This window comes from Streptomyces sp. NPDC048507 (assembly GCF_043199995.1).
Lineage (GTDB): Bacteria > Actinomycetota > Actinomycetes > Streptomycetales > Streptomycetaceae > Streptomyces.
This window is the reverse complement of the sequence record NZ_JBICWZ010000005.1, coordinates 76,142-101,773: the sequence shown is the minus strand read 5'-3', so window position 1 is coordinate 101,773 and position 25,632 is coordinate 76,142. Positions and strand designations below refer to the sequence as shown.

Sequence of the window (25,632 nt, the reverse complement as noted above, 5' to 3'; positions counted from 1 at the left end):
CACGGGCCTTGCGCACCCTCCGTACAGTGGTGACGTGCCCAGGATTCGAGCGGCCTCCGTGGCCGAGCACCGGTCGATGCAGCGCGGCGCCCTCTTGGACGCGGCGCGTTCCCTGCTGTCCGAAGGCGGGACCGACGCCCTGACCTTCCCCGCCCTCGCGGAGCGCACCGGGCTGGCCCGGTCGTCCGTGTACGAGTACTTCCGGTCGCGCGCGGCCGTCGTCGAAGAGCTGTGCGCGGTGGACTTCCCCGTGTGGGCCGCCGAGATCGAGGCGGCGATGGAGGCGGCCCGGACGCCGGAGGGCAAGATCGAGGCGTACGTGCGCAGCCAGCTGGGGCTGGTCGGGGACCGCCGGCACCGCGCGGTGGTGGCGATCTCGGCCAGCGAGCTGGACGCGGGGGCGCGGGAGAAGATCCGCGCCGCGCACGGCGGTCTGGTGGCCATGATCGTCGAGGCGCTGGGCGCGCTCGGCCAGGCGGAGCCGCGGCTGGCCGCGATGCTCCTGCAGGGCGTCGTGGACGCGGCCGTGCGCCGCATCGAGCTCGGCGCCGCCGAGGACCCCGAGGTGGTGACCGAGACCGCCGTCGCCATGGCCCTGCGCGGTGTGCGGGGCGAGCGCTCCGAGGGCGGCGAGTCCCAGGGGCGCCCCTAAGGCGATCCGTCCCCCGGCCGCGCCGCGGGGAGCAGCCGTGGGGTGGGCCGGGGGAGCAGCGTGAGCGGGTCGAGATAGGCGTCCTCCCCGGTCAGCAGCCCCCAGTGCAGGCACGGTCCGGGACAGTGGGAGCCGGCCGTCAGGACCGCGACCTCCTGCCCCGCCGTCACGGCCTCCCCCTGCGTGACCAGCGGCCGCACCGGCTCGTAGGTCGTGCGCAGCCCTCCGGGAAGGGTCAGCGAGAGCACCCCGCGGCCTGCGACCGGCCCCGCGTAGTGCACCCGCCCCGGTCCGACGGCCCGGATCCGCGCCCCGACCGGGGCCGCCAGGTCCACCCCGCGGTGGCCGGCGGCGTAGGGCGTCGGCGGCGGGTCCCACCAGCGGGCGACGGACAGGGGCGGGGGCAGCGGCCGGACCCCCGGTACGAGGGTCTGGGCGAGCGCCAGCATCACGGTGAGCAGCAGTGTCGTCATGCCCACCAGGCTCCCGCGCGGACGCGGGCGGACCGCCGTGCCTGTGGATGGCCGACCGGGTGTGGACAAAGGCGTCACCCGGCATACCGCCGGGTCCCGTACACTTCTTGTGGCGATCCGGGTCACCGGGTCGACTTCGCACGCCCCAGCACCAGCCCGATACGGCCTGGTGAAAGCGTCTCTCGGTCCCTTCTGCGGGGCAGGGCGCGGCGGGGCGTCAGGAACCAAACCGAGAAAACAAGGAGATGGCCATGGCCGTCGTAACGATGCGGGAGCTGCTGGAAAGCGGCGTCCACTTCGGTCACCAGACCCGCCGCTGGAACCCGAAGATGAAGCGCTTCATCTTCACGGAGCGCAACGGCATCTACATCATCGACCTGCTGCAGTCGCTGTCGTACATCGACCGCGCCTACGAGTTCGTGAAGGAGACCGTCGCGCACGGTGGCTCCATCATGTTCGTCGGTACCAAGAAGCAGGCGCAGGAGGCCATCGCCGAGCAGGCGACGCGCGTCGGCATGCCCTACGTCAACCAGCGTTGGCTCGGTGGCATGCTCACCAACTTCTCGACCGTCTACAAGCGCCTGCAGCGTCTGAAGGAGCTCGAGTCGATCGACTTCGAGGACGTCGCGGCCTCGGGTCTCACCAAGAAGGAGCTCCTGGTCCTCTCCCGCGAGAAGACCAAGCTGGAGAAGACCCTCGGTGGTATCCGCGAGATGTCGAAGGTTCCCAGCGCCGTCTGGATCGTCGACACCAAGAAGGAGCACATCGCGGTCGGTGAGGCGCGCAAGCTGCACATCCCCGTCGTCGCGATCCTCGACACCAACTGCGACCCCGACGAGGTCGACTACAAGATCCCGGGCAACGACGACGCGATCCGCTCCGTCACCCTGCTCACCCGCGTGATCGCCGACGCCGTCGCCGAGGGCCTCATCGCCCGTTCCGGTGCCGCGACCGGTGACTCGAAGCCGGGCGAGAAGGCCGCCGCCGAGCCGCTCGCCGAGTGGGAGCGCGACCTGCTCGAGGGTGAGAAGAAGGCCGACGACGCCGAGGCCCCCGCGGCCGAGGCTCCGGTCGAGGCCGCTGCCGAGACCGAGGCCCCCGCGGCCGAGGCCGAGGCCGTCGTCGAGGCTCCGGCCGCCGACGCCGAGCAGGCCTGACCCACCCACTGAGGGAGCCCGGCGTTCATCCGCCGGGCACCCGCAGCACGGACGATGACGGCGGGGGAGCCGCGCCACGAGCGCGACTCCTCCGCCGTTCACCCGTAGATCTACGACTTCGAGAGAGAATCACAGACTCATGGCGAACTACACCGCCGCTGACGTCAAGAAGCTCCGCGAGCTCACCGGCGCCGGCATGCTGGACTGCAAGAACGCGCTCGTCGAGGCCGACGGTGACGTCACCAAGGCCAACGAGATCCTGCGCGTCAAGGGCCTGAAGGGTGTCGCCAAGCGCGAGGGCCGTTCCGCCGAGAACGGTGCCGTCACCTCCCTCATCGCCGCCGACGCCACCTCCGGCGTGCTCGTCGAGCTCAAGTGCGAGACCGACTTCGTGGCCAAGAGCCCGAAGTTCCTGGCCGTCGCCGACCAGCTCGCCGCCCACGTGGCCGCCACCGCCCCCGCCGACATCGAGGCGCTGCTGGCGTCCGAGATCGAGGCCGGCAAGACCGTCCAGGCGTTCGTGGACGAGGCCAACGCCAACCTCGGCGAGAAGATCGTCCTGGACCGCTTCGCGGCGTACCAGGGTGCCTTCGTGGCCTCCTACATGCACCGCACCATGCCCGACCTGCCCCCGCAGATCGGTGTCCTGGTCGAGCTGGACAAGGCCGACGCCGAGCTGGCCAAGGGCATCGCCCAGCACATCGCCGCCTTCGCGCCGAAGTACCTCACCGCTGACGAGGTCCCGGCCGAGATCGTCGAGTCCGAGCGCCGCGTCGCCGAGGAGACCACCCGCGCCGAGGGCAAGCCCGAGGCCGCGATCGCCAAGATCGTCGAGGGTCGCGTCAACGGCTTCTTCAAGGACGCCACGCTGCTCGGCCAGCCGTACGCGCTGGACAACAAGAAGTCCGTCCAGAAGGTTCTGGACGAGGCCGGTGTCACCCTGAAGCGCTTCACCCGCATCAAGGTCGGCATCTGAGTCCGTCCGTACGCGACGGACACCGGACCCCGGTAGGGTCTGAAGCAGTCGTCCGCGCACGCGCGAGGCGACCGCAGATCTGACGAGGAGGCCATTGCCGAAGAGGGAACCGCGAGGACCCACCGGCAATGGCCTTCTTCGTATGTGCACGAGGAGATCTCCATGAATCAGGGCGTGGACCCCCACACCGCTTCCGACGACAAGAGCGACCACGAGAAGAAGGGCCGCCGCTTCATGCTGAAGCTGTCCGGCGAAGCCTTCTCCGGCGGCGGCGGGCTGGGTGTCGACCCCGACGTCGTGCACGCCATCGCCCGCGAGATCGCGGCCGTGGTCCGAGACGGCGCCGAGATCGCGATCGTCATCGGCGGCGGCAACTTCTTCCGCGGCGCCGAGCTGCAGCAGCGCGGCATGGACCGGGCCCGGTCCGACTACATGGGCATGCTCGGCACCGTCATGAACTGCCTCGCCCTCCAGGACTTCCTGGAGAAGGAGGGCATCGACAGCCGCGTCCAAACCGCCATCACCATGGGCCAGGTCGCGGAGCCGTACATCCCGCTGCGCGCCGTCCGCCACCTGGAGAAGGGCCGCGTCGTGATCTTCGGCGCCGGTATGGGCATGCCCTACTTCTCCACCGACACCACGGCCGCCCAGCGCGCCCTGGAGATCGACGCCGAAGCCCTCCTCATGGGCAAGAACGGCGTCGACGGGGTCTACGACTCCGACCCGAAGACCAATCCGGGCGCGGTGAAGTTCGACGCGCTGGAGTACAGCGAGGTGCTGTCCCGGGACCTCAAGGTCGCCGACGCCACGGCCATCACGCTGTGCCGCGACAACGCCCTGCCGATCCTGGTCTTCGAACTGCTCGCCGAGGGCAATATCGCCCGCGCCGTCAAGGGTGAGAAGATCGGCACGCTCGTGAGCGACCAGGGCACCCGGGTCTGAGCCCCACCGCGGTCCGGCTCCGGCCGGGCCCGGTCCGGGCGGCTCGCACCGCCCCCGCCCGCCTGAACCATCCATATCTGACATGCAGGAGCACGTGGTGATCGAAGAAATCCTCCTCGAGGCCGAGGAGAAGATGGAGAAGGCCGTCGTCGTCGCCAAGGAAGACTTCGCGGCGATTCGCACGGGACGTGCGCACCCGGCCATGTTCAACAAGATCGTGGCGGACTACTACGGTGCCATCACGCCCATCAACCAGCTCGCGTCGTTCGCGGTGCCCGAGCCGCGCATGGCGATCGTGACGCCGTTCGACTCGTCCGCCCTGCGCAACATCGAGCAGGCCATCCGCGACTCCGACCTCGGTGTCAACCCGAGCAACGACGGCCGCATCATCCGGGTGACCTTCCCCGAGCTGACGCAGGACCGCCGCAAGGAGTACATCAAGGTCGCGCGCACCAAGGCCGAGGACTCCAAGGTCTCCATCCGCGCCGTCCGCCGCAAGGCCAAGGACGCCCTCGACAAGCTCGTCAAGGACAAGGAAGCCGGCGAGGACGAGGTGCGCCGCGCGGAGAAGGAGCTCGACGACACCACCGCGAAGTACGTCGCGCAGGTGGACGAGCTGCTGAAGCACAAGGAATCCGAGCTGCTCGAGGTCTGATGAACGACTCTCCCTGGGCCGCGGAGCCGGTCGCGGCGGGTCCCGCATACGATGCGCTGGTGGGCCCGCACACTCGGCCCATGCCCATCGTGCCCGATGCCGCCGGCCGTGACTTCGACGACCGGGAAGCACGCGATCGGGGGGCCGCCACCTTCGGCGGCCCCCCGTTCCGCGCCGAGACGCCGCCGCAGGAGCCCATGCCCAGCCCCCCGCCTCCGCCTTCGCAGGCACCGCAGGACGCCTCCCCGCCACCGCCGAAGAAGCGCGCGGGGCGGGATCTGCGTGCCGCCATAGGGGTCGGTGTCGGCCTCGGTGCGGTGATCTTCGCTTCGCTGTTCATCGTCAAGGCGGTCTTCGTCGGCGTGATCGTCGTCGCCGTCGTGGTCGGCCTGTGGGAGCTCACCTCCCGGCTCCAGGAGAAGAAGGGCATCAAGGCCCCGCTCGTCCCGCTCGCGGTCGGCGGCGCGGCCATGGTCATCGCCGGATACGTCCGCGGCGCCGAGGGCGCCTGGGTGGCGATGGCGCTCACCGCGCTGGCGGTGCTCGTCTGGCGGATGACCGAACCGCCCGAGGACTACCTCAAGGACGTCACGGCCGGCGTCTTCGCGGCGTTCTACGTGCCGTTCCTCGCCACCTTCGTGGCGATGCTGCTCACCGCCGACGACGGCCCCCAGCGGGTGGTCACCTTCCTGGTCCTGACCGTGGTCAGCGACACGGGGGCGTACGCGGTCGGCTGGCGCTTCGGCAAGACCAAGCTGGCGCCGCGCATCAGCCCCGGCAAGACCCGCGAGGGGCTCTTCGGGGCGGTGGCCTTCGCGATGGTGGCCGGCGCGCTGTGCATGGAGTTCCTGATCGACGGCGGTGCCTGGTGGCAGGGCCTGCTGCTGGGCCTGACGGTCGCGGTCAGCGCCACCCTGGGCGACCTGGGCGAGTCGATGATCAAGCGGGACCTCGGGATCAAGGACATGGGCACGCTGCTCCCGGGCCACGGCGGCATCATGGACCGGCTCGACTCGCTGCTGCCGACCGCCCCGGTGGTCTGGCTGCTGCTGGCGGCCTTCGTCGGCACCGGCTGACCCGTCCGGGTTATCCTGGAAAGCGCGCCACCGACACGTGGCGCGCTTTCCCGCTTCTGCGGGGATGGACCCGTGAGCTCTCCGGGCACCGGGCGTGCCATCACATCGACTCCGCTCGTGCGCGGAGGTCGCCCGCGCAGGGTTCGTCAGACTTGAGGAGTACCACCCATGGCCCCCCGTCCCGTCCCGGGAGAGCTCACCTTCGTCGCCCCTCGCGGGGCCAAGAAGCCGCCCCGCCACCTCGCCGACCTGACCCCGGCCGAGCGCCGGGAGGCGGTGGCCGCGATCGGCGAGAAGCCGTTCCGGGCCAAGCAGCTCTCCCAGCACTACTTCGCGCGCTACGCGCACGACCCGGCCGAGTGGACCGACATCCCCGCGGGCTCGCGCGAGAAGCTCCAGCAGGAGCTGCTGCCCGACCTGATGTCGGTGATCCGGCACATCTCGTGCGACGAGGACACCACCCGCAAGACCCTGTGGAAGCTGCACGACGGCACGCTCGTCGAGTCCGTGCTGATGCGCTACCCCGACCGGGTCACCATGTGCATCTCCTCGCAGGCCGGCTGCGGCATGAACTGCCCGTTCTGCGCCACGGGCCAGGCCGGTCTGGACCGCAACCTCTCCACCGCCGAGATCGTGCACCAGATCGTCGACGGCATGCGCGCCCTGCGCGACGGCGAGGTCCCCGGTGGCCCGGCGCGGCTTTCCAACATCGTCTTCATGGGCATGGGCGAGCCGCTCGCCAACTACAACCGCGTGGTCGGCGCCATCCGCCGGCTCACCGACCCGGAGCCCGACGGTCTGGGCCTGTCGCAGCGCGGCATCACCGTCTCGACCGTCGGCCTGGTCCCGGCCATGCTGCGGTTCGCCGACGAGGGCTTCAAGTGCCGCCTCGCCGTCTCGCTGCACGCCCCGGACGACGAGCTGCGCGACACCCTCGTCCCGGTGAACACCCGCTGGAACGTCCGCGAGGTCCTCGGCGCGGCCTGGGAGTACGCGGAGAAGTCCGGCCGCCGCATCTCCATCGAGTACGCGCTGATCCGTGACATCAACGACCAGGCGTGGCGCGGTGACCTGCTCGGCAGGCTGCTCAAGGGCAAGCGCGTGCACGTCAACCTGATCCCGCTGAACCCGACGCCGGGCTCGAAGTGGACCGCCTCGCGTCCCGAGGACGAGAAGGCCTTCGTCGAGGCCATCGCGCGGCACGGCGTACCCGTGACCGTACGGGACACCCGTGGCCAGGAGATCGACGGCGCGTGCGGCCAGCTGGCCGCCTCCGAGCGCTAGATTCCGGCCAGGAACGCTCACAATCGGCCACGGGGTACCCTGTGGCCGGACAACTTCATCATTCCGACAGGGGAGCGCCACAGCGCTGAGAGTGCGGTAACCGTCATCCGCAGACCCTCTGAACCTCGCCCCGGTCATTCGGGGTAGGAAGTTCGGTCATCACTCAAGCTGTTGCGCCCTGCCCGGCGTCCGCTCCCACAGAGCGCCGGGCAGGGCCGCGTCTTCTCCTGGACATCCCAGGAGGAATTCACCAGTGAGCACCACCAAGAAGATCGCGGGCGCCGCGCTCGCGGCCGCACTGGGCATCACCACGCTCAGCGCCTGCGGCGGCGGCGACGCCAAGGGCAAGCCGTCGGGCCCGGTCGACGCCCCGAAGGGCAAGACGGTCACCCTCGTCTCCCACGACTCCTTCAACGTGACCGACACGGTCCTCAAGGAGTTCGAGCAGCAGAGCGGCTACACCGTCAAGGTCCTGAAGTCCGGGGACGCCGGCGCCGCGCTGAACCAGGAGATCCTCACCAAGGGCTCCCCCCGCGGCGACGTCTTCTTCGGCGTCGACAACACGCTGCTCTCGCGCGCCCTCGACAACGGGATCTTCACCCCGTACCAGGCCAAGGGCCTCGACCAGGTCAAGCCGGAGTTCGTGCTCGACCAGCAGCACCGGGTCACCCCCGTCGACTCCGGCGACATCTGCGTCAACTACGACAAGCAGTACTTCGCCGACAAGAAGATCGCCCCGCCGCAGACCCTGGACGACCTGCTCAAGCCGGAGTACAAGAACCTGCTGGTCACCGAGAACGCCGCGACCTCCTCGCCCGGCCTCGGCTTCCTGCTCGCCTCCGTCGGAAAGTACGGGGACGACGGCTGGAAGGACTACTGGAGCAAGCTGAAGGCCAACGGCGTCGAGGTCGTCGACGGCTGGGAGCAGGCCTACAACGAGCGCTTCTCCGGCTCCGCGGGCGGCAAGAAGGCCAAGGGCGACCGGCCGCTGGTCGTCTCGTACGCCTCCAGCCCGCCGGTCGAGGTCCTCTACGGCGAGCCGCAGCCCGCCGAGGCGCCCACGGGCGTGGCCACCGGCACCTGCTTCCGCCAGGTCGAGTTCGCGGGCCTGCTCAAGGGCGCGAAGAACGAGGAGGGCGGCAAGGCCCTCGTCGACTTCCTGGTGAGCAAGAAGTTCCAGGAGGACATGCCGCTCCAGATGTTCGTGAACCCGGTGGTCAAGGACGCGAAGCTGCCGGAGGTGTTCACGAAGCACGGCGCGGTCGTCGAGAAGCCGGAAACGGTCGCTCCCGACGCCATCGCCAAGAACCGTGAGCAGTGGGTCAAGGCATGGTCAGCGCTCGTCGTGAAGTAGTGCGGCAGGACTCCCCGAAGGAGGGCGGGCGCGCCACGGCCGTCCGGCTGGCCCTGATGGCCGTGCCGCTCGCCTTCTTCGGGCTGTTCTTCGCCTATCCCGTCGCCGCGATCGTCGGGCGCGGGCTCAAGACGGACGCGGGCTGGCAGTTCGGCCGCGTCGGCGAGGTCCTGGCCCGTCCGGACATCGCCGGCGTGCTGTGGTTCACCACCTGGCAGGCCCTGGCCTCCACCGCGCTGACCCTGTTGCTCGCACTGCCCGGCGCGTACGTCTTCGCGCGGTTCGAGTTCCCGGGCAAACAGCTGCTGCGCGCGCTGGTCACCGTCCCGTTCGTGCTGCCGACCGTGGTCGTCGGCACGGCCTTCCTCGCCCTGGTCGGGCGCGGCGGACTGCTGGACGAGCTGTGGGGCGTCCGGCTGGACACCACCGTCTGGGCGATCCTGCTCGCGCACGTCTTCTTCAACTACGCCGTCGTCGTGCGGACGGTCGGCGGGCTGTGGGCCCAGCTCGACCCGCGCCAGGAGGAGGCCGCCCGGGTGCTGGGCGCCGGCCGCTTCGCCGCGTGGCGGCGGGTGACCCTGCCCGCGCTCGCGCCCGCCGTCGCCGCCGCCGCGCTGATGGTGTTCCTGTTCACCTTCACCTCCTTCGGCGTCGTGCAGATCCTGGGCGGGCCCTCGTACTCCACCCTGGAGGTGGAGGTCTACCGGCAGACCGCGCAGCTGCTGGACCTGCCGACGGCCGCGGTGCTGACCATGGTGCAGTTCGCCGCGGTCGGCCTGATCCTCGCCGTGCACGCCTGGACCGTGCGCCGGCGGGAGGGCGCCCTGCGGCTCGTGGACCCGGGGCGCACCGCTCACCCGCCGCGCGGAGCGGCGCAGCGCGCGCTGCTCGGCGGGGTGCTGCTGACGGTGCTGCTGCTCATCGTGGCGCCGCTGGCGGTGCTGGTGGAGCGGTCCTTCGACGCGCCCGGCGGGTACGGGCTGGGCTTCTACCGGGCGCTCCAGGACGCGGGCGCCGGTGGCGGAACCTTCCTGGTGCCGCCGCTGGAGGCCATCTGGAACTCCCTGCAGTACGCGCTCGCCGCCACCGCCATCGCCCTGGCCGTCGGCGGGCTCGCCGCCGCCGCGCTGACCCGGCGCGGGGGGCGCTTCGTACGGGGCTTCGATGCGCTGCTCATGCTGCCGCTCGGGGTGTCCGCCGTGACGGTGGGCTTCGGTTTCCTGATCACTCTGGACGAGCCGCCGCTGGACCTGCGCACCTCCTGGATCCTGGTGCCGCTGGCGCAGGCGCTGGTCGGGGTGCCGTTCGTGGTGCGGACGATGCTGCCCGTGCTGCGGGCCGTGGACGGCCGGCTGCGGGAGGCGGCGGCGGTGCTGGGCGCGTCGCCGCTGCGGGCCTGGCGGGAGGTGGACCTGCCGCTGGTGCGGCGGGCCCTGCTGATCGCGGCGGGCTTCGCCTTCGCGGTCTCGCTGGGCGAGTTCGGGGCGACGGTGTTCATCGCCCGGCCCGACCACCCGACGCTTCCGGTGGCCGTGGCGCGGCTGCTGGGGCGGGCCGGGGAGATGAACTACGGCCAGGCCATGGCCCTGAGCACGATTTTGATGCTGGTGTGCGCGGTGTCCCTGCTGGTGCTGGAGCGGCTGCGCCCCGACAAGACCTCGGGAGAGTTCTGATGACCCTGCTCCGGCTCGAAGGGGTGTCGGTCCGCTTCGGCGACCGGGCGGTCGTGGACGCGGTGGACCTGGCGGTCGCCGAGCACGAGGTCGTCTGCGTCCTCGGGCCGAGCGGCAGCGGCAAGTCGACGCTGCTGCGGGTGGTGGCCGGTCTCCAGCCGGTGTCCGGCGGCCGGGTGCTGCTCGGCGGCGCCGACCAGGCCGCGGTGGCGGTGCACCGGCGCGGGGTGGGCCTGATGTTCCAGGACCACCAGCTGTTCCCGCACCGGGACGTCGGCGGGAACGTCGGCTTCGGCCTGCGGATGCGGGGTGCGCCGGGCGGCACCCGGCAGGCCCGGGTCGCCGAGCTGCTGGAGCTGGTCGGGCTGCCGGGCGCGCAGGGCCGGGCGGTGGCCTCGCTGTCGGGCGGCGAGCAGCAGCGGGTGGCCCTGGCCCGGGCCCTGGCGCCCTCGCCGCGGCTGCTGATGCTGGACGAGCCGCTGGGTCAGCTCGACCGGGGGCTGCGGGAGCGGCTCGTCGTGGAGCTGCGCTCGCTCTTCTCCCGGCTGGGCACCACCGTGCTCGCCGTCACCCACGACCAGGGCGAGGCCTTCGCCCTCGCCGACCGGGTGGTGGTGATGCGGGAGGGACGGATCGCGCAGGCGGGGACCCCGCTGGAGGTGTGGCAGCGTCCGGCCTCGGAGTTCGTCGCGCGCTTCCTCGGCTTCGACAACGTGGTCCCGGCGACGGTGGCGGGCGGCGCGGCCGCGACGCCCTGGGGGAAGGTCCCGGTGGCCGCGGGAGCCCCGGAAGGCGAGCGGAATCTTCTGATCCGCCCGGCCGGGGTGGTGCTCGCCGAGGACGGCCTGCGCTGCGAGGTGGTCTCCCGTACCTTCCGCGGCACCCATGTGGCCCTGCTGCTGCGGCCGGAGGCCGGCCCGGTGCTGGAGGCGGAGTGCGATCTGGCGGGGGCCCCGGCCGTGGGCGACCGGGTCTCGGTGGGCTTCAGCCCGTCCGAGGTGGTCGTCCTGCCCGGGGCCCCATGAGGCCGGCGCGGCGCGGGTCCGTCAGGGCCTGATGCCGTCGCAGGCGATCGGCAGGTGGCGCGGACCGCGGAGCACCGCGTTCTGGCGGTACGGGGGCGGGTCGGCCAGCAGCCGGGGGTTCTCCAGCCTGCGGGCCAGCTCGCTCAGCGCCAGCTGTGCCTCCTGCCGGGCCAGCGGCGCCCCGAAGCAGCTGTGGATGCCGCTGCCCAGACCCAGGTGCTGGACGTCCTTGCGGTCCGGGTCGAAGCGGTCGGGGTCCTCGAACCGCAGGGGGTCGCGGTTGCCGGCGGCCAGGACCAGCCAGAGGGAGGCACCCTTGGGGACGGTCACCCCACGGACCTCGACGTCCGCCAGCGTGGTGCGCTGCGGCACCAGCTGCACCGGGGGCTCGTAGCGCAGCAGTTCCTCCACGAGCGGGACGGAGAGCTCCGGATCGGTGCGCAGCCGCTCCAGGACCTCGGGGTGGCGCAGCAGCGTCAGCATGCCGTTGGTGATCAGGTTGACGGTGGTCTCGTGACCGGCGATGAGCAGCAGGGCCGCGGTGCTCAGCACCTCCATCGTGGTCATCGTGCCGTCCGGCCCGCCCCCCGCGGCCAGCTCCGAGAGCATGTCGCCCTTCGGGTTCTTGCGCCGCTCCTCGATCAGCCCGGACAGGTACATGCCCAGTTCCATGCGGGAGTCGTGGGTGCGCCGCTCGCGTTCCTTGGGGTCGGCGTCGGGGTCCGGGTCCAGGCTGGCCGCGAGGGTGTCCGCCCACACGTGGAACTTGGGCTCGTCCTCGCTGGGCACGCCGAGCAGCCGGCAGATCACCGTCACCGGGAAGGGATAGGAGAACTGCTCGACCAGGTCGATCTCCGCGGCATTGCCGTTCTGCGCGATCCCGTCGATCAGTCCGCCGACGATGTCGTGCAGCTCGCCGCGCATGTCGTGGACGCGGTGCGGCGAGTGCGGGGGCCCGAAGGGCCGGTTGGTCATGCGGCGCAGCCGGTCGTGCTCCGGCGGGTCGAGCTTGAGGAAGGACGGCGGCAGGACCGTTTCCTCCTCCTCGCCCGGCTCGGCCAGCGGATCGTGGGCCGACGCGGCCAGGTTGCGGGCGTCGGAACTGATCCTCGGGTCGTGGAGCAGGCCCTGGATGTCGTAGTACGTGCTGACGACGAACGGACCGGAACCGTCGTGGTAGACCGGGGTCTTGCGGAGCTCCGTGTAGAGCGGGTACGGGTCGGCCCGGTTGGAGTAGTCCAGGATCTGCCGCAGGATGTCTTGGGTCATGAGGGGTCCTCGTGCTCCTCGTGCTCCTCGGTGGAGGGCGCGGCCGGGTCAGTGGCGGGCAGGGGTGAACGTGATCCGCCGGTCGGCCGGCGAGTACCCGCTGAGCGTGATCGTCGGGCCGTGGGTGGGCACCGACGGGTCCGGGAAGTCCGCGGGGAGCGGCTTGTTGCCCTCGGGGCGCCGGTCCATCGTGGGGAACGGTGGCGGGAAGGGAGCCGTCTCCTCGATCTGCCGCTGGTAGAAGTCCAGCCAGCGGGAGTTGTCGAAGGTCACCGCCCCGATCACGCGGCCCTGGTAGCCGTAGACGCCGGTGAAGCGCCGCTCGTCGCGGGAGCCCTGGGCGATGAGGATCTCCGTGCCCATCGACGGCACGCCGACCGACTTGATGTTGATGCCGAACTGGGAGGACCAGAACGCCGGGACCCACAGGTGGGGGCGCCGGTCCACGCTCTCGCTGAGCATGTTGTGCGCGGCCGTCTCGGCCTGGGCCACCGCGTTGCCCCAGTGCTCCAGGGACAGGAACTGGTAGCCGAACAGCGCGTGCGGGGAGCGGGCCACGTCACCCGCCACGTAGATGTCGTCCGTGACGATGCCCCGGATGTCGAACGCCCGGCAGCCCGCGTCGCAGGCGATGCCGCGCGGGCCCGCCCCGAGGCCGGAGCCGGCCAGCCATTCGGTGTTGCGCATCGCGCCGAGGGAGACGATGACGACGTCGGCCTCCAGCGAGCTGCCGTCCGACAGGTGCGCCGCGCGCACCCGCCCCGAGGAATCGCCCTCCAGGCCGGTCACCATGACCCCGGTCCGCAGGTCGACGCCGTGCTCGCGGTGCAGGCCCGCCGCCACTTCGCCGATCACCCCGCCGAGCGCCCCGACCAGGGGGGCTCCGCCGCGCTCGGCGACCGTCACGGGGATGTCCCGCTCCCGGCAGGCGGAGGCGATCTCCGAGCCGGTGAACCCTGCGCCGATCACGAGCACCCGCCGGGGGCCGGCCGCCAGGGCCCGTTCCAGGCCGATGGCGTCGTCGCGGGTGCGGAGCACGAAGACCCCTTCCAGCGACCCCTGGTCCTCGTGCGGCCACGGGCGCGCCCGTACTCCGGTCGCGATCAGCAGCCGGTCGTACTCCACCGCGTCGCCGTCGGCGAGCAGCACCCTGCGGGCGGCCATGTCCAGGCCGCTCGCGGGCACCCCGAGCCGCCACTTGGCGTCGATGTCGAGGCGGCGGGGGAGCAGGGTGCGGTCCGCCGTGGCCTTGCCGAGCAGCACCTGCTTGGACAGCGGGGGCCGGTCGTAGGGTTCGTACGGTTCGTCGCCGATCATCGTCAGGGAGCCGGCGAACCCCTTCTCCCGCATGGTCTCGGCGGCCCGCAGACCGGCCAGCGAGGCGCCGACCACCACGATGCGTCCTTCGCGCTTGAGCCGTTCCAGGGCCGCGTCACCGCTCACCGCTCGCCTCCGGGGTGGACAGGGAACCGTTCATCGCGTCCACGAGAATGGCCCGCACGGGGCAGGCGTGGACGGCGCGCTCGACGTTCTCCCGCTGGTCGTCCGAGGCCTGCGGATCGTAGAGCAGTGACTCGTCGCCGTGCATGGCGAACACGTCAGGAGCGAGGAACGCGCACTGCGCGTAGCCCTGGCAGCGGTTGAGGTCGACGACAAGCCTCATGAGGCATCAGCCCTTCCGTGGCCCGAACACCCCCGTCACCCCCGAATTCCAGAATGCACGGACCGGGGGGAGGCCGCCTGCCGGGAGGGCTACAGCCTGCTCACGCGCAGGATGTAGAGGCTGATGGCCAGCGCCCAGGCCGGGAAGACCAGCTCGGACCAGGGCACGCTGGAGCCCACCAGGAGCAGCACCAGCCCCACCCCGTAGCCCAGCACGGCCAGGGCGTGCGGGAAGACGCCGAGCCGGCGGCCGATGGTCGAGGTCGCGAAGACGAACACGGCCGCCATCCGCATCCCGTACGTGGTCAGCACCGTGTACGCGAAGGAGCGGCCGAAACCGGAGGGCGCGGTGCTGGTGCTCTCCGCCAGGACGGTGCCCGCGGCGGCGGCGGCGACGAACAGGGCGGCGGCGAAGACGAAGCCGCTGCCGAGGAAGACGGTGGCGACGAACCGGTCCTCGGCCGCACCGGTGTGCGCGCGCAGCGCCCCCATGAACCAGAGGAAGAAGATCCCCGCGAAGGGCACGATCTCCAGGGCCGCGCTCACCGCCCAGCGGCGGCCGGGGTCGACCGGGGCGTGGGCGGCGTCCGACGGGAGCGCGTACCGCATCAGGACGATCGAGGCCGCCAGCAGCAGCGCGAAGAGGACGCCCGCCGCTCCCGCGGCGCGTGGCGTCTCCATCCGGGCGGTCGTGGTCTCCATGCACCCAGCAAGCGGCAGCGGCCGCGGGCCCGCCACCCCGCACACCCGTGGGGGTGAACGGCGGGGGCGGGACCGCGGCCGCTTGCCGTAGTCGGTCCGGAGTCAGGACACCGGCGCCGGAACCTGTTCCTCCGCGGGCGCCGCGGCCCCGTCGTGGTTCCCGTACCAGGCCACCGCCACCGCGCCCGCCACCGCCAGGACGAAGCCCAGCACGGCCAGCCAGGCCAGACCCGGACGGGAGGCGTCCCCGAGCCACAGCACGCCGATGGCGCCCGGCAGCACGGTCTCGCCGACGACCAGCGCCGCCGTGGCGCCGTTCACGGAGCCGATCTGCAGGGCGATGGTGTGCAGGTACATGCCGCCGGCGCCGGCGAGCACGATCGCGTACAGGGCCGGGTCCGCGAGCAGCGTGCCCAGGGAGAAGGGCTCCACGCCGTTCAGGATGCGCACGCCGACGCCCAGCGCGCCGAAGGCCAGGCCCGACAGCAGGCCCGCCAGGATCGCGGCCCGGGCGCCGAGGAACCGTACGGCGACCGTGCCGCCGACGATGATGAGCGCGGTCACGCCCAGCAGCCACCAGTGCGTGGACATCGGCGCGTGGTGGCCGCCCTCGTGCCCGGCGGCCGTGGCCAGCAGCACCAGCGCGGCGCACACCACCCCGATGGAGGTCCACTCCTTGCGGGTCAGCCGGATCCCGAGCATCTTGACGCTCAGCACCGCCGTGATGACCAGGTTGGCGCTGATCACCGTCTGCGACAGGAACAGCGGCAGCAGCCGGGCGGCCAGCGCGCCGAGCCCGAAGCCGACGAAGTCGAGGATCGTGCCGACGATGAACTCCCACGTCATCGCGGCCTTGGCGGTGGAGGCCAGGTTCGGTCCGCCGTGCGCGGTCACCCCGGCGGCGGCCGGGGAGGTCCGGGCCGCACGGCGCGAGCCCACGGCTTGCAGGACGGATCCCGTGCCGTAACAGATGGACGCCGCGACAGCGGTCAGCAGGCCTATGAGCACAGAGGGCTCCGTTCACGTCTGGCAGGTTTTGCGTACCTCTGCCAGACGTGTGAACGGCCCCGGAAGTTGCCTCCGGAGGTCAGCGCATTGCGGCGAGGGCCGCCGGGACCTCGTCCACCGAGTCCACCAGCGCGATCCGGGACTCCATCGCGCGGCCGCGCGCGAGCGCGCGGAGAAGAGGCCAGGCGGGCAGCTGCTCGGTCCAGTGGACGCGGTCCACCAGGACCATGGGGGCCGGCTCGCCGCGCGACGCGTAGTAGTTGGGCGTCGCGTTGTCGAATATCTCCTGCACCGTGCCCGCCGCACCGGGCAGGAACACCACGCCCGCCGTGGACCGGGCCAGCAGCCCGTCCTCGCGGACGGCGTTCGCGAAGTACTTGGCGATCTGGCCCGCGAAGGCGTTCGGCGGCTCGTGCCCGTAGAACCAGGTCGGGATGCCGACCGAATCGCCGCCCGCGGGCCAGCGCTCCCGTACGGCGAAGGCGGCGCGCGCCCACTCGGAGACCGACGGGGCGAAGGAGGGGGCCTTGGCCAGCAGTTCCAGGGCTTCGGCGAGGGCCCCGTCGGGGGCGGGCGCCAGGTAGGCGCCGAGGTTGGCGGCCTCCATCGCGCCGGGGCCGCCCCCGGTGGCCACCGTCAGCCCCGACCGGGACAGGGTCCGGCCGAGTTCGGCGGCGCCCCGGTAGGCGGCGCTGCCGCGGGCCATCGCGTGGCCGCCCATCACACCCACCACGGGGGTGCCCGCAAGGTGCTCGTCGAGGGCGTCGGAGACGGCGTCGTCGTGGACCGAGCGCAGCATCGAGGAGAAGACGTCGCCGTCGGCCAGGGTCTCCTGGAACCAGGCGTAGGCCTGCGCGTCGGGGGTGGCCTCGTAGCCCTCGGCGAGGCCGGCGAACAGCTCGTCCGGCGTGTAGAGCAGGCCCCGGTACGGGTCGAACGGCAGGTCCGGTACCGGGGGGAAGACGAGCGCGCCGTCCGCCCGGACCTTCGCCGAGGCGTCGGGCTCCATCGGACAGCCGAGGAAGACGGCGTCGGACGTGTCGGCGGACAGCAGGGCGAAGGTGCGCTCGAGCAGGTTGACCGACTGGATGCGGTAACCGCTCAGCGAGCCCCGGGCGGCGACCCGGTCGAATTCCGCGAGCGTCTCGATCTCGATGTCTGGGTTGACCATTCGGCCCACCCTAGGCGCTCATTTCAGCGGGTCAACGCCATGGACGTGAGCTGTGCGACACCCCAGCTGAGCGGGAGGCACACGGCGATCAGGGCGCCCGCGCGCAGCGTCACGGCCGTACGCAGCACCGTTCCCGGGGTTCCGAGGTCGAGGAGGGCCGCCCGGGCGGCGGAGCGGGACCGACGGGATTCGGCGGCGGATGTGAGAAGGGTCGCGGCCGCGCACAGCGCCACCAGCGCCCCGGCCGGAGCGGTGAGCGGACCGAGGGGGGTCAGCGGCCCGCCCTGCTCGCGCAGGGCCACGGCGGTGAGCGCGGCGGCCCCGACGGCGCAGAGCACCCCGAGGGGACGGCCGAGCCGGGGCGCCTCCTCCTGGAGGGCCCGCCCGGCCAGCAGCCGCAGCGCGCCCGGGCGGGCGGACTGCACGAGGGTGCCGCAGGCGTAGGCCAGCCCCGGTCCGGCGAGGGCCAGCCCCGTCGCGATCAGGACCCAGCCGGCCGGGAGGGCCGCCCCGCGCGGGCCGGCGTAGGCCTCGACGGTGAGTCCGCAGGCGGCGAGCGCCACCCCCCACGGCACCCCGGCCTGCGGGCTGAGCGCGGTCATCGGCGGGCGGGGGCGCAGCGCGAGGGCGGTGGCGGCGGAGGCCGTGAGCGGGATCAGGGCCAGCAGGGTGAGGGCGGCCGCCACCGGGAAGGGCTGGTCGGCGTGGAGCAGCCGGGCTCCGGCGCCGTCGAAGGGCAGGCCCGCCAGGTCGCCCCGCAGGTGCAGGAAGGCGGCCAGGGCCAGGAGGCTGCCCAGGGTGGCGGCGACGGCGGTGGAGACGGCGCCGACCAGGGTGAGCCGTACGGGTCCCAGCCCCACGGCGTCGAGCCCCTCGCGGGGCCGGGTCGCCGGGTCGGTCCGGGCCACGGCCACCGCGAGCTGGACGGTGGCGGCGAGCGGCACCAGGGCCCACAGCAGCCGGAGCAACGATCCAGCGGGCCGGTCCATCGCCTCGGTGAGGACGTACAGCAGCAGGAAGCCGGTCCCGGCCGAGGCGGCCGCGACGAGCAGTCGGCGCAGCTGTACCGCGGGGCGGGAGCCGCGGGCTAGGCGGAGAGCGAGCACGCGGCCTGGTCCTCCGTGGTCCGGGGGGTACCGGCGGCCGCGGTCGCGGTCCCGGCCGGCCGGCCGTCGAGCAGGGCCAGCGTTCGGTCGGCCGCCGCGGCGGTCTCCTCGTCGTGGGTGGCGAGCACCACGGTGATCTCGTGCGAGCGGGCGGCCGTGGTCAGCGTGCGCAGCAGCAGGGCGCGCTCCGCACGGTGCAGCGGGGCCGTCGGCTCGTCGGCGAAGAGCACGGCGGGCTCCTTGACCAGGGCCCGGGCCAGGGCCACGCGCTGGCATTCGGCCCGGGTCAGGGCGGCCGGGCGCTTGCGGGCGAAGCCGCCGATGTCGAGCCGGTCCAGCCAGGCGCAGGCGGTCTGCCGGGCGGCCCGCCCGGGGGAGCCGGTGAGCAGCAGCGGCAGGGCCACGTTCTCCCACACCTTGAGCTCGGGCAGCAGCTGCGGCTCGGGCCCGAGCCAGGCGAACCGGTCGCGGCGCAGCCGTTCGCGGATCACCGTGCCCAGGGTGTGGACGGGGATGCCGTCGAACCAGACCTCGCCCTGCTCGGGGGCCAGCTGGCCGGTCAGACAGCGCAGCAGGGTGGTCTTTCCGCTGCCGCGCGGGCCGGTCACGGCCAGGATCTCGCCCCGTCGCACTCCGGCGGTGACCCCGATGAGGCCGGGGGAACCGCTGTGGGAGTAGTGCAGGGACCGTGCCCAGAGCACGTCGTCGGCCGGTGGGGCTTCGGCTTGGTCCGGGGCATTGTCCGATGGAGCCACCATGGCGTACACCTCCGTCCGGGGAACGAAGCGGAGCCCTTTCGGTCACTGGCGCCGCACATGAGATGTAAAGAGATGAACGTCTTGGATGGTGACAGCACACGGCCCGGACCCCCGCGTTCTCACTCGAACGGGGGATCCGGGCCGTGTGGTTCGGACCAGTGGGGCCGAGGCCGGCGGGGCCGGCCGCGCCGTGCCTAGAGCTTGGTCCAGGCCTCGGTGAGCACCGAGCGCAGGATGCCCTCGATCTCGTCGAAGGTGCCCTGGTCCGCGATCAGCGGCGGCGCCAGCTGGATGACCGGGTCGCCACGGTCGTCGGCGCGGCAGTACAGGCCGTTCTCGAAGAGCGCCTTGGAGAGGAAGCCGTAGAGCACGCGCTCGGTCTCCTCGTCCGTGAAGGACTCCTTGGTGACCTTGTCCTTGACGAGCTCGATGCCGTAGAAGAAGCCGTTGCCGCGGACGTCGCCGACGATCGGAAGGTCGTGCAGCTTCTTCAGGGTGTTGAAGAAGTTGCCCTCCTGGTCCAGCACGTGCTGGTTCAGGCCTTCCTTGTCGAAGATGTCGAGGTTGGCCAGCGCCACCGCGGAGGACACCGGGTGTCCGCCGAAGGTGTAGCCGTGCAGGAAGGTGTTGTCGCCCTTGTAGAAGGGCTCCGCGAGGCGGTCCGAGATGATGCAGGCGCCGATCGGGGAGTAGCCCGAGGTCATGCCCTTGGCGCAGGTGATCATGTCCGGCACGTAGTCGAACTTGTCACAGGCGAACATCGTGCCGAGACGGCCGAAGGCGCAGATCGTCTCGTCGGAGACGAGCAGCACGTCGTACTCGTCGCAGATCTCGCGGACGCGCTGGAAGTACCCGGGCGGCGGCGGGAAGCAGCCACCAGCGTTCTGCACCGGCTCCAGGAAGACGGCGGCGACGGTGTCGGCGCCCTCGAACAGGATCTCCTGCTCGATCTGGTCGGCGCACCAGCGGCCGTAGGCCTCCGGGTCGTCGCCGAAGATCGGGGCGCGGTAGATGTTGGTGTTCGGCACCTTGTGCGCGCCGGGGACCAGCGGCTCGAAGGGGGCCTTCAGGGCCGGCAGGCCGGTGATGGACAGGGCGCCCTGCGGGGTGCCGTGATAGGCGACCGCACGCGAGATGACCTTGTACTTGGTGTGCTTGCCCTGGAGCTTGAAGTACTGCTTGGCGAGCTTCCAGGCGGTCTCGACGGCCTCGCCGCCACCGGTGGTGAAGAAGACCTTGTTCAGGTCGCCGGGGGCGTAGTGGGCGAGGCGCTCGGCGAGCTCCACGGCCTTGGGGTGCGCGTACGACCAGATGGGGAAGAACGCGAGTTCCTGCGCCTGCTTGTAGGCGACCTCGGCCAGTTCCTTGCGGCCGTGACCGGCGTTGACCACGAACAGGCCGGCGAGGCCGTCCAGGTAGCGCTTGCCCTTGTCGTCCCAGATGTAGGTGCCCTCGCCCTTGACGATGGTCGGGACGGGGGAGTTCTCGTAGGACGACATGCGGGTGAAGTGCATCCACAGGTGGTCGTACGCGGTCTTGGAGAGGTCCTGGCTCACGGTTATCTGGTTCCCCACATGTAGGTCTGCTTCTTCAGCTTCAGGTAAACGAAGCTTTCGGTTGATCGCACGCCGGGGAGCGTGCGGATCTTCTTGTTGATCGTCTCCAGCAGGTGGTCGTCGTCCTCGCAGACGATCTCCACCATGAGGTCGAACGACCCCGCGGTCATCACGACGTACTCGCACTCGGCCATGGCCGTCAGCGCGTCCGCCACCGGGTCGAGGTCACCCTCGACGTTGATGCCGACCATCGCCTGGCGTCGCAGGCCCACGGTGAGCGGGTCGGTGACGGCGACGATCTGCATGACGCCCTGGTCGAGCAGCTTCTGTACGCGCTGGCGTACGGCTGCCTCGGAGAGGCCCACGGCCTTGCCGATCGATGCATAGGGACGGCGACCGTCCTCCTGCAGTTGCTCGATGATCGCCAGGGACACAGCATCGACCGAAGGGGACGGTTGTCTGTTCCTGGAATCTGCGCTTCGACTGACCACGACCTCACTGTGCACGAGGAGTCGTCTGTTCCGCAACCCGTGAGCGATGAAATCCGTTGTTGAGGATCTCGGATTGCACGGATTTCGTAGTTCGTGGTGTCCAGCTCTGTCGAAAGCGTCTTCCAAGGGGCTACTCTTGCAGGGTCGTCTCAATCGTTGGACATGTGATCAGGAGAGTGGCTGGAGTGACCACCGAACTGCGTCGTCTGCGCAACTACATCGGCGGGGAGTTCAAGGACGCCGCCGACGGGCGGACCACCGAGGTGGTCAACCCCGCCACCGGCGAGGCGTACGCGACCGCGCCGCTGTCCGGCCAGGCCGATGTGGACGCCGCCATGGCCGCTGCCGCCGCCGCCTTCCCGGCCTGGCGCGACACCACCCCCTCCGAGCGGCAGAAGGCCCTGCTCAAGATCGCGGACGCCTTCGAGGCGCGCGCGGACGAGCTGGTGGCCGCCGAATCGGAGAACACCGGCAAGCCGCTGGGCCTGACGGCCAGCGAGGAGCTGCCGCCCATGGTGGACCAGATCCGCTTCTTCGCCGGCGCCGCGCGCCTGCTGGAGGGCCGCTCGGCCGGCGAGTACATGGACGGGATGACCTCGATCGTCCGCCGCGAGCCGGTCGGCGTCTGTGCGCAGGTCGCGCCGTGGAACTACCCGATGATGATGGCCGTGTGGAAGTTCGCCCCGGCGATCGCCGCGGGCAACACCGTGGTGCTCAAGCCCTCGGACACCACCCCCGCCTCCACCGTCCTGATGGCGGAGATCATCGACTCCGTCCTGCCCAAGGGCGTCTTCAACGTCGTCTGCGGTGACCGCGAGACCGGCAGGGCCATGGTCGAGCACTCCACCCCGGCGATGGCCTCCATCACCGGCTCGGTGCGCGCGGGCATGCAGGTGGCCGAGAGCGCCTCGAAGGACGTCAAGCGCGTCCACCTGGAGCTCGGCGGCAAGGCCCCGGTCGTGGTCTTCGAGGACGCCGACCTGGCCAAGGCCGTCGAGGACATCGCGGTCGCCGGTTACTTCAACGCCGGCCAGGACTGCACGGCCGCCACCCGCGTGCTCGTGCACGAGTCGATCCACGACGAGTTCGTGGCCGCGCTCGCCAAGGCCGCCGCCGACACCAAGACCGGTCAGCCGGACGACGAGGACGTGCTGTACGGCCCGCTGAACAACCCGAACCAGCTCAAGCAGGTCGCGGGCTTCATCGAGCGCCTGCCCGCCCACGCCAAGGTCGAGGCGGGCGGCCACCGCGTCGGCGAGAAGGGCTACTTCTACGCCCCGACCGTGGTCTCGGGCCTCAAGCAGGACGACGAGATCATCCAGAACGAGGTCTTCGGCCCCGTCATCACCGTCCAGTCCTTCACGGACGAGTCCCAGGCCCTGGAGTACGCGAACGGCGTCGAGTTCGCCCTCGCCTCCTCCGTGTGGACCAAGGACCACGGCCGCGCGATGCGGATGTCCAAGAACCTCGACTTCGGCTGCGTGTGGATCAACACCCACATCCCGCTCGTCGCCGAGATGCCCCACGGCGGCTTCAAGAAGTCCGGCTACGGCAAGGACCTCTCCGCCTACGGCTTCGAGGACTACACCCGGATCAAGCACGTGATGACCTCGCTCGACGGCTGATCCGCCGATGCCGCCGCGGTGGCGGACGCACTGATCACCGCAGGCCGCTGACGGGGCGGGCAGTAGACATCTTGTCTATTGTCCGCCCCTTCGCGTTGTCCGAGGCTGTGCCCATGCCTGAACTCGCCTTCTCCCGCCGCGCGGCGCTGCGCGGCCTCGGTGCCGCGGGCCTGCTGGCCGCCCTCACCGGCTGTGGTGTGCCCGCCGCCTACGTTCCGGAGGGCCGGCGCCAGGGCCCGGACCTCTCGGACCGCGACCAGGCCCTCGCCTTCTCGAACTGGCCGCTCTACATCGACACCGACGAGGAGGACGAGGAGAGCCGCCCGACCCTGGACGCCTTCACCGAGAAGACCGGGATCGAGGTCCGGTACACCGAGGAGATCAACGACAACGACGAGTTCTTCGGCAAGGTCAGCCCGGCCCTCATGAACCACCAGTCGACCGGCCACGACCTCGTGGTGATCAGCGACTGGATGGCCGCCCGCTTCGTCCATCTGGGGTGGGCCCAGAAGATGGACCGTTCGGCCCAGGCCAACGTGGCCCGGTACCTGGACCCCCAGCTGCGGTCCCCCGCCTTCGACGAGGGCCGGCTGCACACCGTCCCCTGGCAGTCGGGGATCACCGGCATCGCTTACAACCGCAAGGCCCTGGGCCGGGAGATCAAGTCCGTCAAGGACCTCTGGGAGCCGGACCTGGCGGGCAAGGTGACGCTCTTCTCGGGCCTGGACGAATCCTTCGCCCTCCTCATGCAAGGTGACGGCGTCGACGTCACGCGGTGGACCGAACCGGACTTCCACCGGATGTGCGACCGGGTCGAGAGCATGGTGAAGAAGAAGCACATCCGCCGCTTCACCGGCAACGACTACACCTCCGATCTGAGCAAGGGCGACGTCCTGGCCTGTCAGGCCTACTCCGGCGACGTCATCCAGCTCCAGGCCGACAACCCCGACATCGAGTTCGTGGTCCCCGAGGAGGGCGCCGAGCTCTGGGCGGAGAGCCTGCTCATCCCCAACCTCGCCCGGCACAAGGCCAACGCCGAGGCCCTCGTCGACTACTACTACGACCCCGCCGTGGCGGCGCAGCTGGCCGCCGCGGTCAACTACGTCTGCCCGGTGCCCGCCGCCCGCGAGGTGCTGGCCGCCTCCTCCGACAAGGGGACCGCCGAGCTGGCCGCGAACCCGCTGATCTTCCCCGACGGCGAGATGCGCAAGCGGCTCGTCGTGGCCCGGGACATCTCCTCGGCCGAGCGCCAGTCCTTCGCGAAGCGGTGGAACGCCATCGTCGGCCTCTGACGGCTCCGCCCGGGGCGCTCGACGGCTCCGGAATCAGCGGCCTCACTGCCTTCCCCCTGGTCACCGAGCTGCGCTGGGCCAACTCCCTGGTGGAGCACGACTGGCTGCGCCGGGTGGGTGACGGACTCGACCGGGCCGACGCCGACTACCCCTTCCTCCTCTACGGCACCGACTGGCTCGCCTTCGCCCACCTGGTGATCGCCGTCTTCTTCTACGGAGTCCACCGCGACCCCGTCCGCAACATCTGGATCGTCGAGGCGGGCATGATCGCCTGCCTCGGGATCGTCCCGCTGGCCCTGATCTGCGGCGCGGTGCGGGGCATCCCCTTCTGGTGGTCGGTGATCGACATGTCGTTCGGCGTCTTCGGGGTGATCCCCCTGCCGGCCCTGCGCCGCATGATCAAGCGACTGGAGGCCCTGCCCGCCGACTGAAGCCCCTTACCGGGCGAAGGCCGCCCCCACGATGCCCATGGCCACCTTGTTCATCTCCTCAGCCTTGGCATCCGTGGAGTTCACCGAGTACACGAGGGTGCGCGAGAGGTCGCGGGTACCGCCGATCACCGTGTTGTAGCCGAAGCGGGCTCCCGTCTTGCCGTACAGCACCGTCCCGTCCGCCAGCACGAACTCCTTCATGCCGGCCGTCTCGACCGCGTGCTCACCGGACTCGGCGTCCCTCACGTCGGGCACGGTGAACATCTCCTCCAGCTGTGCCTTCGGCACGACCTTGCCGCCGAACAGCGCCACCGTGAACCGCTCCAGATCCTCCGTGGTCGATATGAGGTCCCCCGCCGCCCAGTTGGAAGTGGAGTTCCACTCCGTCACGTCCACCAGCGTGCTGCCGCCACCGGCCTTCGCCACCGCCTGGTACCCCCGGTTCTGCGGACCCGGTATCCGGTTCTGGGCGGGAGACGGGAACGAGGTGTGCCGAAGCCCCAGCGGCTTGAAGATCCGCTCGGACACGGCCTTCTCATACGTCGTGCCCGTCACCTTCTCGATCAGCACGCCCAGCACCGTGTAGTGGATGTTGCTGTAGCGCTGCTTCTCGCCCGGCCGGAACTCGGGCCCCTTGGCCACGGCGTTGGCGATCAGGGCCCGCGGGTCCACCACGTCGAAGCGGTGGGCGTAGGCGTCCGCGAAGGTGTCGCCCGGACCGTCCGCCGACCTCAGCCCGCTCGTGTAGTTCAGCAACTGGCGTACGGAGACCGGCGCGAAGCCGCCCGGCCCCCCGGGCAGCAGCCCCGGCAGGTACTGCTGCACCGGCCGGTCCAGATCCAGCCGCCGCTCGGCGGCGAGCTGGAGCACCACGGCCGCCGTGAAGGTCTTCGTCACCGACCCGGCGCGGAACCGGGCGTCCTCGATCGCCCCGCGCCCGCTGCGGATGTCCGCGACCCCGGAGCGCCCGCGCCAGACGCCGCTCGTTCCGCCGACCCGCACCAGCGCGGCCGTCGCGTCCGGGTGGCGGGCGCCCAGTCCCGCGATGGCCCGCGCCAGGGCCGCCGCATCGGGCGGGGTCGTGAACTCGGACCCGGTCGACCCGGACCCGCCGGCCCCGGCCGCGGCGGGTGCCGGAGCCGTCGCCGGGACCGGCGCCGCCTGGGCGGCGGCCACCGGGCCGGCCGCGATCCCGAGGACCAGCGCGGTGGCGATCAGCGTGCGCCTGCGAACGTTCATGACGGGCTCCCCCTGGTGTGCTCCGCAGGGCCCACTGCCCCGCCGATGACCCCAT

At 71.4% G+C, this 25,632-nt stretch carries 25 protein-coding genes and 1 riboswitch; of the genes, 13 read left to right on the top strand and 12 right to left on the bottom strand.

Features of this window, described 5'->3' with window-relative positions; translation table 11 throughout:
- The first annotated feature begins 58 nt into the window (after positions 1 to 58).
- Positions 59 to 652 (top strand): TetR/AcrR family transcriptional regulator, encoded by a 594-nt coding sequence (locus ACGFXC_RS16440; RefSeq protein ID WP_393713785.1) that lies wholly within the window; start codon positions 59 to 61, stop codon positions 650 to 652.
- Here the strand turns inward: ACGFXC_RS16440 and ACGFXC_RS16435 are convergent.
- Positions 649 to 1,125 (bottom strand): M23 family metallopeptidase, encoded by a 477-nt coding sequence (locus tag ACGFXC_RS16435; protein WP_393713320.1) that lies wholly within the window; start codon positions 1,123 to 1,125, stop codon positions 649 to 651. The genes ACGFXC_RS16440 and ACGFXC_RS16435 overlap by 4 nt on opposite strands.
- Before the next feature lie 251 nt (positions 1,126 to 1,376).
- On the opposite strand from ACGFXC_RS16435, the gene rpsB reads away from it, so the two are divergent.
- The 9 genes from rpsB (at position 1,377) to ACGFXC_RS16390 (ending at position 11,267) form a co-directional block, all read left to right on the top strand.
- Complete coding sequence (gene rpsB / locus ACGFXC_RS16430; RefSeq protein WP_393713318.1) at positions 1,377 to 2,282, top strand: 30S ribosomal protein S2; 906 nt, start codon at positions 1,377 to 1,379, stop codon at positions 2,280 to 2,282.
- 139 nt (positions 2,283 to 2,421) lie between these two features.
- Entirely contained in the window at positions 2,422 to 3,258 is an 837-nt protein-coding gene (tsf, locus tag ACGFXC_RS16425; RefSeq protein WP_393713316.1) for a translation elongation factor Ts, read from the top strand.
- Positions 3,259 to 3,420: 162 nt separating this feature from the next.
- A complete protein-coding gene (gene pyrH, locus ACGFXC_RS16420) occupies positions 3,421 to 4,200 on the top strand; it encodes a UMP kinase (protein ID WP_393713315.1) in 780 nt (259 codons plus the stop codon).
- 97 nt (positions 4,201 to 4,297) lie between these two features.
- Entirely contained in the window at positions 4,298 to 4,855 is a 558-nt protein-coding gene (gene frr, locus ACGFXC_RS16415) for a ribosome recycling factor (protein ID WP_351818270.1), read from the top strand.
- Positions 4,855 to 5,931, top strand: coding sequence for a phosphatidate cytidylyltransferase (locus tag ACGFXC_RS16410; protein WP_393713313.1), 1,077 nt, complete (start codon positions 4,855 to 4,857; stop codon positions 5,929 to 5,931). Before frr ends, ACGFXC_RS16410 begins: the two co-directional genes overlap by 1 nt.
- A gap of 168 nt (positions 5,932 to 6,099) precedes the next feature.
- On the top strand, positions 6,100 to 7,215 hold the full coding sequence (gene rlmN / locus ACGFXC_RS16405; protein ID WP_351818275.1) for a 23S rRNA (adenine(2503)-C(2))-methyltransferase RlmN: 1,116 nt from the start codon (positions 6,100 to 6,102) through the stop codon (positions 7,213 to 7,215).
- A 58-nt stretch (positions 7,216 to 7,273) separates the two neighbouring features.
- A riboswitch (TPP riboswitch) is annotated at positions 7,274 to 7,383 on the top strand.
- A gap of 85 nt (positions 7,384 to 7,468) precedes the next feature.
- Positions 7,469 to 8,569: a thiamine ABC transporter substrate binding subunit gene (locus ACGFXC_RS16400; RefSeq protein WP_393713311.1), complete on the top strand. Its 1,101-nt coding sequence runs from the start codon at positions 7,469 to 7,471 to the stop codon at positions 8,567 to 8,569.
- Positions 8,570 to 8,625: 56 nt separating this feature from the next.
- On the top strand, positions 8,626 to 10,242 hold the full coding sequence (locus ACGFXC_RS16395) for an ABC transporter permease (protein WP_393713783.1): 1,617 nt from the start codon (positions 8,626 to 8,628) through the stop codon (positions 10,240 to 10,242).
- Positions 10,242 to 11,267, top strand: a complete 1,026-nt coding sequence (locus ACGFXC_RS16390) for an ABC transporter ATP-binding protein (RefSeq protein WP_393713309.1) — start codon at positions 10,242 to 10,244, stop codon at positions 11,265 to 11,267. Before ACGFXC_RS16395 ends, ACGFXC_RS16390 begins: the two co-directional genes overlap by 1 nt.
- 21 nt (positions 11,268 to 11,288) lie before the next feature.
- Here ACGFXC_RS16390 and ACGFXC_RS16385 read toward each other — a convergent pair whose 3' ends face one another.
- The 10 genes from ACGFXC_RS16385 to ACGFXC_RS16340 form a co-directional block, all read right to left on the bottom strand.
- On the bottom strand, positions 11,289 to 12,536 hold the full coding sequence (locus ACGFXC_RS16385) for a cytochrome P450 (RefSeq protein WP_393713307.1): 1,248 nt from the start codon (positions 12,534 to 12,536) through the stop codon (positions 11,289 to 11,291).
- 48 nt (positions 12,537 to 12,584) lie between these two features.
- A complete protein-coding gene (locus ACGFXC_RS16380; protein WP_393713306.1) occupies positions 12,585 to 13,979 on the bottom strand; it encodes an NAD(P)/FAD-dependent oxidoreductase in 1,395 nt (464 codons plus the stop codon).
- A complete protein-coding gene (locus ACGFXC_RS16375; protein ID WP_393713304.1) occupies positions 13,969 to 14,199 on the bottom strand; it encodes a ferredoxin in 231 nt (76 codons plus the stop codon). The genes ACGFXC_RS16380 and ACGFXC_RS16375 overlap by 11 nt, the downstream gene beginning before the upstream one ends.
- A gap of 89 nt (positions 14,200 to 14,288) precedes the next feature.
- Positions 14,289 to 14,900 carry a hypothetical protein gene (locus tag ACGFXC_RS16370; RefSeq protein WP_393713303.1) on the bottom strand — a complete coding sequence of 204 codons (612 nt, stop codon included), beginning with the start codon at positions 14,898 to 14,900 and terminating at the stop codon, positions 14,289 to 14,291.
- 102 nt (positions 14,901 to 15,002) lie between these two features.
- On the bottom strand, positions 15,003 to 15,908 hold the full coding sequence (locus ACGFXC_RS16365) for a hypothetical protein (RefSeq protein WP_393713301.1): 906 nt from the start codon (positions 15,906 to 15,908) through the stop codon (positions 15,003 to 15,005).
- Between the two features lie 79 nt (positions 15,909 to 15,987).
- Positions 15,988 to 17,079, bottom strand: coding sequence for an LOG family protein (locus ACGFXC_RS16360; protein ID WP_393713300.1), 1,092 nt, complete (start codon positions 17,077 to 17,079; stop codon positions 15,988 to 15,990).
- Positions 17,080 to 17,102: 23 nt separating this feature from the next.
- Positions 17,103 to 18,185: a hypothetical protein gene (locus ACGFXC_RS16355; protein ID WP_393713299.1), complete on the bottom strand. Its 1,083-nt coding sequence runs from the start codon at positions 18,183 to 18,185 to the stop codon at positions 17,103 to 17,105.
- The gene (locus ACGFXC_RS16350) at positions 18,167 to 18,943 is read right to left on the bottom strand and encodes an ABC transporter ATP-binding protein (RefSeq protein WP_393713297.1); all 777 of its coding nucleotides are present in this window, start codon (positions 18,941 to 18,943) and stop codon (positions 18,167 to 18,169) included. Before ACGFXC_RS16350 ends, ACGFXC_RS16355 begins: the two co-directional genes overlap by 19 nt.
- A gap of 194 nt (positions 18,944 to 19,137) precedes the next feature.
- Positions 19,138 to 20,517: an aspartate aminotransferase family protein gene (locus ACGFXC_RS16345; RefSeq protein ID WP_388901872.1), complete on the bottom strand. Its 1,380-nt coding sequence runs from the start codon at positions 20,515 to 20,517 to the stop codon at positions 19,138 to 19,140.
- Positions 20,502 to 21,005, bottom strand: a complete 504-nt coding sequence (locus tag ACGFXC_RS16340; RefSeq protein WP_007266859.1) for an Lrp/AsnC family transcriptional regulator — start codon at positions 21,003 to 21,005, stop codon at positions 20,502 to 20,504. The genes ACGFXC_RS16345 and ACGFXC_RS16340 overlap by 16 nt, the downstream gene beginning before the upstream one ends.
- A gap of 170 nt (positions 21,006 to 21,175) precedes the next feature.
- Between ACGFXC_RS16340 and ACGFXC_RS16335 the strand changes: the two genes are divergently transcribed.
- From ACGFXC_RS16335 to ACGFXC_RS16325, 3 genes are all read left to right on the top strand, one after another.
- Positions 21,176 to 22,615 carry a gamma-aminobutyraldehyde dehydrogenase gene (locus ACGFXC_RS16335; RefSeq protein ID WP_393713295.1) on the top strand — a complete coding sequence of 480 codons (1,440 nt, stop codon included), beginning with the start codon at positions 21,176 to 21,178 and terminating at the stop codon, positions 22,613 to 22,615.
- Positions 22,616 to 22,728: 113 nt separating this feature from the next.
- Positions 22,729 to 23,907 (top strand): spermidine/putrescine ABC transporter substrate-binding protein, encoded by a 1,179-nt coding sequence (locus ACGFXC_RS16330; RefSeq protein WP_393713294.1) that lies wholly within the window; start codon positions 22,729 to 22,731, stop codon positions 23,905 to 23,907.
- Positions 23,883 to 24,338: a hypothetical protein gene (locus ACGFXC_RS16325; protein WP_393713292.1), complete on the top strand. Its 456-nt coding sequence runs from the start codon at positions 23,883 to 23,885 to the stop codon at positions 24,336 to 24,338. Before ACGFXC_RS16330 ends, ACGFXC_RS16325 begins: the two co-directional genes overlap by 25 nt.
- Positions 24,339 to 24,344: 6 nt before the next feature.
- Here ACGFXC_RS16325 and ACGFXC_RS16320 read toward each other — a convergent pair whose 3' ends face one another.
- Positions 24,345 to 25,577, bottom strand: a complete 1,233-nt coding sequence (locus ACGFXC_RS16320; protein ID WP_393713291.1) for a serine hydrolase domain-containing protein — start codon at positions 25,575 to 25,577, stop codon at positions 24,345 to 24,347.
- Positions 25,578 to 25,632 lie beyond the last annotated feature (55 nt).